This window comes from Micromonospora sp. NPDC004540, from assembly GCF_040610095.1.
Lineage (GTDB): Bacteria > Actinomycetota > Actinomycetes > Mycobacteriales > Micromonosporaceae > Micromonospora.
This window is the reverse complement of record NZ_JBEXLR010000146.1, coordinates 1-11,575: the sequence shown is the minus strand read 5'-3', so window position 1 is coordinate 11,575 and position 11,575 is coordinate 1. Positions and strand designations below refer to the sequence as shown.

Below are 11,575 nucleotides of genomic sequence, written 5' to 3'. Positions count from 1 at the left end.
CAGACCGTGCAGGTCTCGGCCTACCCGGACGCCTACGCCCAGTGGGAGCAGCAGGCCGCCGACATCGTCAAGAAGCACTGGAACAGCTGAGCCAAGAACCGCTGGCCGGTACCCCGCAAAACGGGGTGCCGGCCAGCGGCGTCTGCGGATCCCGCCCGGGACCGGTCAGGCGAGGTGGGCGACCAGTTCGACCTCGTACCCCTGGGTGTCGGAGATGTAGGCGGCGTAGGTCTCCGGGCCGCCGGCGTGCGGATGGCGGTCGGGAAAGAGCAGCTCCCAGCCGTGTTCGGGCGCGGCGGCGACCAGCCGGTCCACGGCGGCCGGCGGGCCGGCGTGGAAGGCCAGGTGGTTGAGGCCCGGCGCGCACCGGTCGTGCGCGCGTCCGGTGAGTGCCGGCGACTCCTCCAGGACCAGGTACGTCGGGCCGAGCCGCCAGGACCGTCCGGCGGGCCAGTCCTGGTACGGCGTCCAGCCCAGCTCGCCGAGGAGCCAGCCCCAACTACGCCTGGCAGCGGCGAGATCGGGTACCCACACCTCCACGTGGTGCAGCGCGCCGACGGTCAGCGCTTGCCGCCCGGCACCCATAGCACATCCCCATCCGGATTTGCCGTTCTTGACAGGATAAAGAGCAGATCGGAGAGCCGGTTGAGATACTTTGCCGGGAGCGTGCTGGTCCGGTCCGGGTCGTGGGCGATCAGCGCCCACGCCGCTCGCTCGGCGCGCCGGGCGGTCGTCCGTGCCACGTGCAGCAGCGCCGCGCCAGCGGTGCCGCCGGGGAGGATGAAGGAGTCGAGCTTGCTCAGGCGTGCGTTGTACTCGTCGCACCAGCCCTCGAGGCGCTCCACGTACTCCTCGGTGACCCGCAGCGGCGGGTACTTCGGGTCGGGCTCCACCGGGGTCGCCAGGTCCGCGCCGACGTCGAACATGTCGTTCTGGATCGACCCCAGCACCGCCCGCAGCTCCTCGGAGAGCTGCCCCAGGGCGAGCGCGACGCCGATGGCGGCGTTGCACTCGTCCACGTCCGCGTACGCGGCGATCCGCGGATCGGTCTTCGGCACCTGCTCGTTGTTGCTCAGCCTGGTCATGCCGGCGTCGCCGGCCTTGGTGTAGATGCGCGTGAGGTGGACGGCCATGACGCACAGCCTACGGATACCGGACCTGACCATCCCGGCGCGGCCGGCCCGCACCGGCTGGCCGGCCGGGGTGGGGCCCGGTGACGCCGGCGACCCGGCGGTCAACGATGTCGACGTCATCCGGGTGCTCGGTGAGGCCCGGCTGGCCGGCACCGTGCACGTGGTCGGGGCGAAGAACTCGGCGCTGAAGCTGATGGCGGCGGCGTTGCTCGCCCCGGGGCGCAGCGTGATCACGAACGTTCCCCGGATCACCGACATCGCCATCATGGGCGAGGTGCTGCGCCGGCTCGGCTGCGTCGTACGCTTCGCCGCCGACGACCCGGTCGACCCGATGGTCGCCCGGGGCGGGGTGGAACGGTCCCGGTCGGTGGTGATCGACGTGCCGGAGCAGCCGGGCGCGGAGGCCGACTACGACCTGGTCCGCCGGCTGCGCGCGTCGATCTGCGTGCTCGGCCCGCTGCTGGCCCGCCGGGGGTACGTGCGGGTGGCCCACCCCGGCGGGGACGCCATCGGCTCGCGCGGCCTGGACATGCACATCGCCGGGCTGGCCCGGATGGGCGCGGAGATCTCCGGCGAGCACGGCTTCGTCATCGCCGAGGCCCCGGACGGGCTGCACGGCGCGGACATCCTGCTGGACTTCCCGAGCGTCGGCGCCACCGAGAACCTGGTGATGGCGGCGGTGCTGGCCCGGGGCGCCACGACGATCGACAACGCGGCCCGGGAGCCGGAGATCGTCGACATCTGCACGATGCTGAACTCGATGGGCGCCCGGATCGAGGGGGCCGGCACGTCGACCCTGCACATCGCCGGGGTGCCGGAGCTGCGCCCGGTCCGGCACGCCACGGTGGGAGACCGGATCGTCGCCGGGACCTGGGCGTTCGCCGCCGCGATGACCCGCGGCGACGTGACCGTGACCGGCGTCGACCCGGCCTACCTGGAGGTCGCGCTCGACAAACTGGTCTCGGCCGGCGGTCTGGTGGAGACCCGGGGCGGCGCCTTCCGGGTACGCATGGACGACCGGCCGGCGGCCGTCGACGTGGTCACCCTGCCCTTTCCGGGCTTCGCCACCGACCTGCTGCCGATGGCGATCGGGCTGGCCGCGGTCAGCGACGGGGCCTCGCTGATCACCGAGAACATCTTCGACGGCCGGTTCATGTTCGCCAACGAGATGATGCGGCTCGGCGCGGACATCAAGACCGACGGCCACCACGCCCTGGTCTGCGGCCACGAGCGCCTCTCCGGCGCCCCGGTACGCGCCACCGACATCCGGGCCGGCGCCGGCCTGATCATCGCCGGGCTCTGCGCCGACGGGATCACCGAGGTCTCGCACGTGCACCACGTCGACCGCGGCTACCCGGACTTCGTGGCCGATCTGCGGGCCCTGGGCGTCGAGGTGGAACGCGGCACCGCCCCGGAGGAACCCGACCTCGCCATCTGAGAGGGCCGCCTTAGCGGCCGTTCAGCCTCGCGGATTAGGGTGCTCGCAGACACTCATTCGCAGCGAGGGAGAAGCAGATGGCGGGTCGACTCGCGGTCGTCGGTGCCGGGTTGATGGGCGCGGGCATCGCCCAGGTGGCGGCGCAGGCGGGCTGGCAGGTGACGCTGCGCGACCTGGACGACGCGGCCACCAAGCGGGGCGTCGACGGCATCCGGAAGTCGCTTCAGAAGTTCGCCGAGAAGGGGAAGATCGAGGCGTCCGAGGTCGAGGCGACCCTGGCCCGGATCACCCCGACCACCGAGCTGGAGGCGGCGGCCGACGCGGACATCGTCGTCGAGGCGGTCTTCGAGAAGATCGAGATCAAGCACGAGGTGTTCCGCGCGCTGGACAAGATCTGCAAGTCCGACGCGGTGCTGGCCACCAACACCTCGGCCATCCCGGTCACCCAGATCGCCACCGCCACCGAGCGCCCGGAGTCGGTCGTCGGCACCCACTTCTTCTCGCCGGTGCCCATGATGAAGCTCTGCGAGCTGGTTCGCGGCTACAAGACCAGCGACGCGGCCCTGGCCACGGCCAAGGCGTTCGCCGAGGAGATCGGCAAGACCGTCGTGGTCGTCAACCGGGACATCGCCGGCTTCGTCACCACCCGGCTGATCTGCGCCCTCGCCATGGAGGCGGTCAAGCTGGTCGAGTCCGGCGTGATCTCCGCCGAGGACCTGGACACCGCCTGCAAGCTGGGCTTCGGCCACGCCATGGGCCCGCTGGCCACGGTCGACCTGACCGGCGTGGACGTGCTGCTCAACGCCAGCAAGAACATCTACACCGACACCGCCGACGAGAAGTTCTTCCCGCCGGAGCTGCTCCAGCGCATGGCCACGGCCGGCGACCTGGGCCGCAAGACCGGCCAGGGCTTCTACTCGTACTGAGTCGTGCGCCGCGCGCCCCCGGCCTCGCGGCCGGGGGCGTCACGCTTTCCGGGACGGGGTGAGGGCCGTGCCGAGCAGGGCGAACGCGTCCGGGATGACGGTGCCCCAGTAGGTGAAGTTGTGCCGGCCGTCGGCCCAGGCGGCGCGTACCGGGGGTTCGGGCAGCGCCCGGGCCAGCGCGCGGACGTCCTTGAGGAAGTTGTCCTGCCGACCGCACCAGAGGCCGACCGGGGTGCCGCGGAGCCGGTCCACGCCCGTGAACACCGCGTCGCCCGGGCGGACGGCGGGGGAGAAGGCGGCCACCGCGCGCAACCAACCCGGGTACGCCTCGGCGAGCAGCAGCGCCCCGAACCCGCCCATCGACCAGCCCCACACGGCGAGCCGACTGCTGTCGAAGCCGCGCCGGGCGCACCAGGTGGGCAGCTCCTCGCGGACCATCCGCTGCGGGTCGTCGGTGCCGGAGCGGCGCCAGGAGAGCCGGCCGCCGGTGGCCCCGGCCAGCACGAAGGGCGGGGTGCCGCGGCGTACCGCGTCGGTGAGGAAGCGGGCCAGCCCGAGCCGGCCGTAGTCCCGGGGCGTGGCCGAGGCGCCGTGCAGCACCAGGCAGACGGGGAGGCCGCGGCCGTCGCCGTACCCCTCGGGCACGGCCGTCCAGAAGTCCACCTCGCGGCCGCGGGCCCCGGAGGCGATCCGGATCAGCCGCTCGTCGCCGGCCGGCACGTCCGGCACGGCGGGCGCCGGCCCGGGCCGGGGCTCGGCGAGCTGCCGGGCGGTGAACCCGCCGACCACCGCGGCGCCGGCCACGCCGGCGCCGGCCGCCAGCAGCGTGCGCCGGGTCAGGATGTGCGCCATGCCGGCGAGTGTGCCACCCGCGGGTGACCCACCGGGGCGGCCGTCGTTCACCGGACCGTCGTGGCCGGCCCCGGTCTGGTCGCTTCACCCAGGCCGCCACCGTCCGATCGGGGCGGCGAGGCGGGGGCCGTCCGCCGGAGGCCGGGGGTGAGGGCGACGGTGGCGGCCAACGCCGCCGCGGCCACCAGCGCGACGGCGCGCGACGGCGCGACCAGGTCCGCGATCGCCCCCGCGAGCGCGGCGCACACCGCCTGGGTGGCCAGCATGCCGTTGCCGTGCAGCCCGAGCACCTGGCCACGGGCCTCGGGCGGTGAGTGGGCGATCAGCCGCTCCTGCAACGGCAGTGTGGCGGCGTAGCCGACCGACGCGATCAGCGCGACGGCCATGGCCAGCGGAAGCGGGGGCGTCAGCAGGATGGCCAGGTATGGAAGGACGAGCAGCAACCGCAGCGGGTGGACCCACCGCTCGCGGCGGGCCGGTGACAAAAACCGCCCCACCACCACATCCCCGATGAGCATGCCGAGGGCGGCGGCGGCGAGCAGGAAGCCGGCGCGATCACCCGCGTACGGGACGAACAGCGCCTCGCAACCAACGATCAGGCCGCCAGGCACCCAGAGGTTGAGGAGGAGCGACCGGCAGCCGGTGTCGGCCCAGAGGCGTCGGTTGACGAGGTGGGTGCGGGCGATCGTCACCCGCTCGGTGGCCCGGGCCGGACGCTCGGTGAGCCCGAACCATCCCACCGCCGCGGACACCGCCCGCAGGGCCAGGGCCAGCAGGAACACCTGGTACGGGTTCAGCCAGACGAGCAGGACGCCGGCCAGCCCGAACCCGGCGATCTGCATGACGCCGACGCTGGTGTTCATCGTGGCCCGGGCCAGCACGTAGGCGTCGACCGGCACGATGTCGGTGAGCAGTGCCCACCTGGCGCCGCCGGCGACCGACCCGACGTACGCGTTGGCGAAGATGATCGCGAAGCGGGCCCACAGCGGCAGCCCGGGCACGGCCTGCAGCGCTGCTCCGGCGGTGGCCAGCAGGGCGGCGAGGGTGAGCGCCCGGCGGGGCGGCACGCTGTCCGCGGCGGACAGCAACGTCAGACTGCCGAGGACACCCGCCAGCGGTGCGCCGAACATGCTCAGCGCGGTGAGCAGAGCCGAGCCGGTCGACGCGTAGGTCAGCGCGCCCAGGGCCAGCGCCGACGTCGTGTGGGCCGCGATCCCGGCGCAGTTCGCCAGGAACAGGTTGCGGAACTCCCGGACCGCGAACAGTTCTGCGTACGTTCTCACCCGGGCATGGTCCGTAGGCCCCCGGCCGATCCCATAGAGTTACGTCTGGAGGCGAAACGTGGGCGTCTGGCAGGTGCCGTCCGACCTAGTCGCGCGGAGCCGGTTCACGGTCTCGCCGATGGCCGAGACGGTCGCGGCGCTGAAGACGCTCCTTTTCGCGCATGTCCCGTGGGAGCAGGCCTGGCGGCGACCTCACGTCGACGCGTTCCGAGGGATGCTGGCCGCCCGGCCGGTGGCCCGGGCGCTGGTGTCGGCGTCGTTCAACCTCCGGTGGATCGCGGACTTCCTCACCATCGCGCCCGCCTCGGCGGACCCGACGTTCGCGGCCGAGCTGGCGGCCGTCGAGCGGTTGTCCGACGAGCGGATCCGGGCCGACCTGCGTGCCACCCGCCCGGGACCGCTCGCGGCCGAGCTACTGGCGGACGGCCTCACCGGGCAGGTGATGGAGCTCCTCCAGTGGGTCTGGACGCACACCGTCGCGCCGGAGTGGCCGGAGCGGGAACGCCGGCTGCGGGCCGACATCGTGGCCCGCACCGCCGCCCTGAGCACACGCGGCTGGGCCGGGGCGCTGGCCGACATCAACCGCAACGTGCGCTGGCTGGGCGACGGTCGCCTCCAGGTCAACGACTACCCGGAACCACCGCTGTCGCTGCACGAGGCCGAGCAACTGGTCTTCCTGCCGGCCCACTGCCGTCGCGGCTGGGTGGTCTGGGACATGCCCTCCCGGTTCGGGATGGTCTACCCGGCGCGCGGGATCCTGGTCGACCCCACCTCACCGGCACCGGACGGTCTCGCCCGGTTGATCGGCGTGAACCGGGCCGACATCCTGGCCCGACTGGACGCGCCACTGAGCACCTCGCAGCTCGTGGTGGTGACCGGGCTGTCCCTCGGCACGGTGAGCGATCACCTACGGGTGCTGCTCGAAGCGGGCGCGGTCAGCAAACGGCGGTCCGGGCGTGAGGTGCTCTACTGGCGTACGCCGCTCGGCGCCGCGCTCGTCGCCGGCGGGTGATCAGCCGTCGCGCTTCGTCGTCCAGCGGAACGTCGTCAGGCAGAGCACCAGGCCGATCACGCACCAGAGCCCGAGCACCAGGGCGACGCGGCCCAGCTCGAACGAGCCGCCCGGTTCCTGCGCCCCGAAGCTGTCCGGCAGGAAGACCGAGCGCAGCCCCTGGCACATCCACTTGAGCGGGAAGAGCGCGGCGACCTGCTGCATCCAGCTCGGCAGGCTGGTGAAGACGAAGAACACGCCGGAGATGAACTGGAGGACCAGGGCGACCGGGGTGACCACGGCCGAGCCGCTGCGGGCGGTGCGGGCCAGCGACGAGATGGCGATGCCGCAGAGGGTGCAGGCGGTGACGCCGAGGACGGCGACCCAGCCGAAGGTGGCCCACTTGGCGGCGGTGTCCGGCAGGTTCAGGTCGAACAGCGCCACCGACACGGCGAGGAGCAGCGCGGTCTCCGCGATGCCGATGGCCACCACCATGAGCACCTTGCCGGCGAACCAGACCCACTTCGGCATCGGGGTGCCCCGGTAGCGCTTGAGTACGCCACGGTCCCGCTCGATCGGGATCCAGATGCCGAGGTTCTGGAAGCTCACCGTCATCAGTCCGGTCGCGATCATGCCGGTGATGAAGTATTGCGTGTAGCTGACGCCCGGGGCGATCTCGTCGTTGAAGATCGCGGCGAAGATCAGGATCATGATGATCGGGAAGCCCATCGTGAACACGACGGACTCCCGGGAGCGCAGGAACTGGGTGATCTCCAGCCGGCCCTGCCGCAGGGCGAGCGCGGCCCCACCCGGCCGGCGGCCTCGGGCGGCGGCGACCGGGGCGGCCGGCTTCGTCGTGGTCGTCATCAGTGTCCGATCATCCGCAGGTAGACGTCTTCCAGGGTCGGCCGGGTCACGGTGAGGCCGGGGACCTCGCCGCCGAAGCGCGCGGCCAGCTCCGCCACCAGCGCCGTCGGCGTCGCGGTCTCCGCCGTCTCCGGCGTCCCGTCCGGGGTACGCCAGGAGACCGTGGCCAGCCCCTCCTGCCGGTTGCCCAGCCGGTTCGGCGGGGCCACCTCGACCACCCGGCCGGCGGCGATCACGCCGACCCGGTCGGCCAGGGCCTCGGCCTCGTCCAGGTAGTGGGTGGTGAGCACGATGGTGGTGCCGGCGGCGGAGAGGTCCCGGATCAGCTCCCAGAACTCGCGCCGGGCCTCCGGGTCGAAGCCGGTGGTGGGCTCGTCGAGGAAGAGCAGCTCGGGGCGGCCGACGATGCCCAGCGCCACGTCGAGCCGGCGCTTCTGCCCGCCGGAGAGGGTGTGCGTGCGCGCCCCGGCCTTGGCGCCCAGCCCGACCCGCTCGACCACCTTGTCCGGGTCGTCGGCGTCGGGGTAGAAGCCCGCGAAGTGCCGGACCACCTCGGCGACGGTCAGCTCGTCGAACTCGCCGGTGCCCTGGAGCACGATGCCCACCCGGGAGCGCCACCGCGGGTCGGGGTGGGCCGGGTCGGCGCCGAGCACGCGCACCTCGCCGGCGTCGCGCCGCCGGTAGCCCTCCAGGATCTCCACCGTGGTGGTCTTGCCGGCGCCGTTCGGGCCGAGCAGGGCGAACACCTCGCCGCGGTGGACGTCGAGGTCCACCCCCGCCACCGCGAGGTTGTCGCCGTACGCCTTGCGCAGCCCCCGTACGGAGATCGCGAGCTCGTCATCCATGACGTCCAGTGTGCGACTCCGGCGGGCCGGCCGGCGGCCCGGGGTGTGGTGGTGTCGGCCATGTCGCGCCGCTCCTGCCCGTCGGTCCGCTCCATGGACCTGTGTGGTTTTCCACAGCCCGTTTTACTGAACGGTAACTTAAACTCCGGCCATGGACGAGAAGGCTCCTTCGGGGCGGCTGCCGGAGCGCGACCGGCCCTGGGTGATGCGCACCTACGCCGGGCACTCCTCCGCCGCGGCCACCAACGCGCTCTTCCGCCGCAACCTGGCGAAGGGGCAGACCGGGCTCTCAGTCGCCTTCGACCTGCCCACGCAGACCGGCTACGACCCGGACCACGAGCTGGCCGCCGGCGAGGTGGGCCGGGTGGGCGTGCCGGTGGCGCACCTCGGTGACATGCGGGCCCTCTTCGACGGCATCCCGCTCGCCGAGATGAACACCTCGATGACCATCAACGCCCCGGCCATGTGGCTGCTCGGCCTCTACGGCACCGTCGCCGCCGAGCAGGGCGCCGAGCTGGCCCGCTGCGCCGGCACCACGCAGAACGACATCATCAAGGAGTACCTGTCCCGGGGGACGTACATCTTCCCGCCGGCGACGTCGCTGCGGCTGACCGCCGACGTCATCGCGTACACGCTGCGCGAGATGCCGAAGTGGAACCCCGTGAACATCTGCTCGTACCACCTCCAGGAGGCCGGCGCGACGCCGGTGCAGGAGGTCGGCTTCGCCCTGGCGACCGCGGTCGCCGTGCTCGACGCGGTACGCGACTCCGGCCAGGTGCCCGCCGAGCGGATGGGCGACGTGGTCCAGCGGATCTCCTTCTTCGTCAACGCCGGGGTGCGCTTCGTCGAGGAGATCGCCAAGATGCGCGCGTTCGGCGCGCTCTGGGACGAGATCACCCGCGACCGGTACGGCGTCGAGAACCCGAAGCAGCGCCGCTTCCGGTACGGCGTCCAGGTCAACTCGCTGGGACTCACCGAGGCGCAGCCGGAGAACAACATCCAGCGCATTGTGCTGGAGATGCTCGGCGTCACGCTGTCCCGGGACGCCCGCGCCCGCGCAGTGCAGCTGCCCGCCTGGAACGAGGCGCTCGGCCTGCCCCGCCCCTGGGACCAGCAGTGGTCGCTGCGCATGCAGCAGGTGCTGGCGTACGAGTCGGACCTGCTCGAATATCCGGACCTGTTCGACGGCTCGCACGTGATGACCGCACTGGTCGACGACATCGTCGCCGGGGCCCGGGTCGAGCTGGAGAAGGTGCTGGAGATGGGCGGCGTGGTGGCCGCCGTGGAGACCGGCTACCTGAAGAGCGCCCTGGTCGCCTCGCTGGCCGACCGGCGCCGGCGGATGGAGGCCGGCACCGACGTGGTGGTCGGCGTCAACAGGTTCACCGAGACCGAGCCGTCGCCGCTGACCGCGGCCGGCGCCGAGGCCATCGAGCAGGTCGACCCCGCCGTCGAGGCGGCCGCCACCACCGCCGTACGCGAGTGGCGGGCCGGCCGGGACGCGGCGGCCGTGGACGCGGCACTCGCCCGGCTCCGCGCGGACGCCGCGACCACGGAGAACCTCATGCCGGCGACGCTGGAGTGCGTGCGGGCCGGGGTGACCACCGGCGAGTGGGCCGGCGCGCTGCGCCAGGTCTTCGGCGAGTACCGGGCACCCACGGGCCTGGCCGGCGCGGCCGGCGCCGGCGGCGACGCCGGCCTGGGCGCGGTCCGGGAGCGGGTCGCGGCCACCGCCCGCGAGCTGGGCAGCGGCCGGCTGCGGCTGCTCGTCGGCAAGCCCGGCCTGGACGGGCACTCCAACGGCGCCGAGCAGATCGCGGTACGCGCCCGCGACGCCGGCTTCGAGGTGGTCTACCAGGGCATCCGGCTGACCGCCGGGCAGATCGTGGCGGCCGCCGTGGAGGAGGACGTCGACCTGGTCGGCCTCTCGGTGCTCTCCGGCTCGCACCTGGCCGCCGTGCCCGCCGTGCTGGACGGGCTGCGCGCCGCCGGGCGGGCCGACCTGCCCGTGGTGGTCGGCGGCATCATCCCGGCCGTCGACGCGGACGCGCTGCGGGCCGCCGGGGTGGCCCGGGTCTTCACCCCGAAGGACTTCGCGCTGACCGGCATCATCGACGACCTGGTCACCGTGATCCGCGAATCCAACGGCCTGTCCTGACGCCGGTCGGGGTCCGCCCGTCCCTGACTGGTTGTGCCGGGTGTCGGGCGGCTCCGGCCGTCAGCGGCTCGCGTAGGTCTGGCAGTCCGCCAGGTCCGTGTTCGGGCCGACGGTGATCGCCGGGGCGTGACACTCCAGGTCGGAGTTGTGCTGGCAGTCCGCGCGCTGGCAGGCGCCCACCTGGGCGATCATCTGCTCGACGCCGCCGCGCACCGGCAGCTCCACGAAGGTGTGGCAGTGCGCGTGGTCGGGGCTGCCGATCGTGATGGCGAACGCGTGGCAGTCGTTCGTGTGGTTGTAGGCGCAGGACCTGACTGCGCACTCCTGAACCCGGGGCATCTCCAACGACGCGGTCATCTCTCCGGCCCTCCTCTGGACGTCTGCCCCGAACGTAGGGGTTCGTCCCGGTCTCCGACCGGCGATCCGGCTCAGGTCATGCGGTCGGGGTGCCCCTCCCGCCGAGATCGACGTCCCGAGGTGGCGGTATGGCCCCTGAGCCGAAGACCGCCACCTTGGCGCGATCTGGTGTCGGTCGCATCGAGGGGCTGTCGCGCTTGCGCACCCTGCGGGGTGACCCGCTCCGATCTTGGCGACCTACCGCGTTCGCAACGAACGGAAACCCTCCAAGATCGCAGCGGTTGTCGCGAGAATGTCCGGTTCCTGCCCTGCCTTGGGCGGTGAGTGGAACGCCACGGGTGTCTCCGGCGCCCGGATACACCCATGCTGTTCCACCGACCGTCCCGCTGTGGGCGCGGTGTCCGGTTTGTGCGGGTGGTCCGCGGCACCCCGACGGTGGAATGGCCGGCGGGCCGGGGTCGTTGTATCCGGGTGAACGGCCGAGGAAGACCGCCGCGCACGGCGGGTGGCCGCCCGCCGAGGTGGGTGTGCCGGCCCCGGAATGATGGTGGCCGGCCGGTCGTTGTACATGGTCCCGGCGCGACGAAGTGGCTCCGCCCCGCGCGCCGGATGATCCCCCTAAGACTTTCCTGTTAGCGCCTGACGGTGCTTGCGCACGACCGACCCCCATCGGTCTGGTGCGCCAACCCCCGAATGGAGCTTCCCCATGAACACGATGCTGCGTA

The 11,575-nt window shown here is 72.8% G+C and carries 11 protein-coding genes; 4 read left to right on the top strand and 7 right to left on the bottom strand.

Annotated features, from left to right (window positions below; translation table 11 throughout):
* Positions 1 to 165 precede the first annotated feature (165 nt).
* Both ABZV78_RS29920 and ABZV78_RS29915 read right to left on the bottom strand, forming a co-directional pair.
* Positions 166 to 585 carry a VOC family protein gene (locus tag ABZV78_RS29920; RefSeq protein WP_355643964.1) on the bottom strand — a complete coding sequence of 140 codons (420 nt, stop codon included), beginning with the start codon at positions 583 to 585 and terminating at the stop codon, positions 166 to 168.
* Positions 561 to 1,133: a cob(I)yrinic acid a,c-diamide adenosyltransferase gene (locus tag ABZV78_RS29915; protein WP_355643962.1), complete on the bottom strand. Its 573-nt coding sequence runs from the start codon at positions 1,131 to 1,133 to the stop codon at positions 561 to 563. The genes ABZV78_RS29920 and ABZV78_RS29915 overlap by 25 nt, the downstream gene beginning before the upstream one ends.
* Here ABZV78_RS29915 and murA point away from each other — a divergent pair.
* Both murA and ABZV78_RS29905 read left to right on the top strand, forming a co-directional pair.
* Positions 1,132 to 2,571, top strand: a complete 1,440-nt coding sequence (murA, locus tag ABZV78_RS29910; protein ID WP_355643960.1) for a UDP-N-acetylglucosamine 1-carboxyvinyltransferase — start codon at positions 1,132 to 1,134, stop codon at positions 2,569 to 2,571. The genes ABZV78_RS29915 and murA overlap by 2 nt on opposite strands.
* A gap of 77 nt (positions 2,572 to 2,648) precedes the next feature.
* On the top strand, positions 2,649 to 3,497 hold the full coding sequence (locus ABZV78_RS29905) for a 3-hydroxyacyl-CoA dehydrogenase family protein (RefSeq protein WP_355643958.1): 849 nt from the start codon (positions 2,649 to 2,651) through the stop codon (positions 3,495 to 3,497).
* A 39-nt stretch (positions 3,498 to 3,536) separates the two neighbouring features.
* Here the strand turns inward: ABZV78_RS29905 and ABZV78_RS29900 are convergent, their stop codons facing one another.
* Complete coding sequence (locus tag ABZV78_RS29900) at positions 3,537 to 4,349, bottom strand: alpha/beta hydrolase-fold protein (RefSeq protein WP_355643956.1); 813 nt, start codon at positions 4,347 to 4,349, stop codon at positions 3,537 to 3,539.
* A gap of 47 nt (positions 4,350 to 4,396) precedes the next feature.
* Positions 4,397 to 5,632 carry an MFS transporter gene (locus ABZV78_RS29895; protein WP_355643955.1) on the bottom strand — a complete coding sequence of 412 codons (1,236 nt, stop codon included), beginning with the start codon at positions 5,630 to 5,632 and terminating at the stop codon, positions 4,397 to 4,399.
* A gap of 118 nt (positions 5,633 to 5,750) precedes the next feature.
* Between ABZV78_RS29895 and ABZV78_RS29890 the strand changes: the two genes are divergently transcribed.
* Positions 5,751 to 6,644, top strand: a complete 894-nt coding sequence (locus ABZV78_RS29890; RefSeq protein WP_355643953.1) for a helix-turn-helix domain-containing protein — start codon at positions 5,751 to 5,753, stop codon at positions 6,642 to 6,644.
* Here the strand turns inward: ABZV78_RS29890 and ABZV78_RS29885 are convergent, their stop codons facing one another.
* Entirely contained in the window at positions 6,645 to 7,490 is an 846-nt protein-coding gene (locus ABZV78_RS29885) for an ABC transporter permease (RefSeq protein WP_355643951.1), read from the bottom strand.
* Positions 7,490 to 8,335, bottom strand: a complete 846-nt coding sequence (locus tag ABZV78_RS29880; protein WP_355643949.1) for an ABC transporter ATP-binding protein — start codon at positions 8,333 to 8,335, stop codon at positions 7,490 to 7,492. The genes ABZV78_RS29885 and ABZV78_RS29880 overlap by 1 nt, the downstream gene beginning before the upstream one ends.
* Before the next feature lie 151 nt (positions 8,336 to 8,486).
* On the opposite strand from ABZV78_RS29880, the gene ABZV78_RS29875 reads away from it, so the two are divergent.
* On the top strand, positions 8,487 to 10,493 hold the full coding sequence (locus tag ABZV78_RS29875; RefSeq protein ID WP_355643947.1) for a protein meaA: 2,007 nt from the start codon (positions 8,487 to 8,489) through the stop codon (positions 10,491 to 10,493).
* Between the two features lie 60 nt (positions 10,494 to 10,553).
* On the opposite strand, the gene ABZV78_RS29870 is transcribed toward ABZV78_RS29875, so the two are convergent.
* Positions 10,554 to 10,850, bottom strand: coding sequence for a DUF1540 domain-containing protein (locus ABZV78_RS29870; RefSeq protein WP_355643945.1), 297 nt, complete (start codon positions 10,848 to 10,850; stop codon positions 10,554 to 10,556).
* Between the last annotated feature and the right edge of the window lie 725 nt (positions 10,851 to 11,575).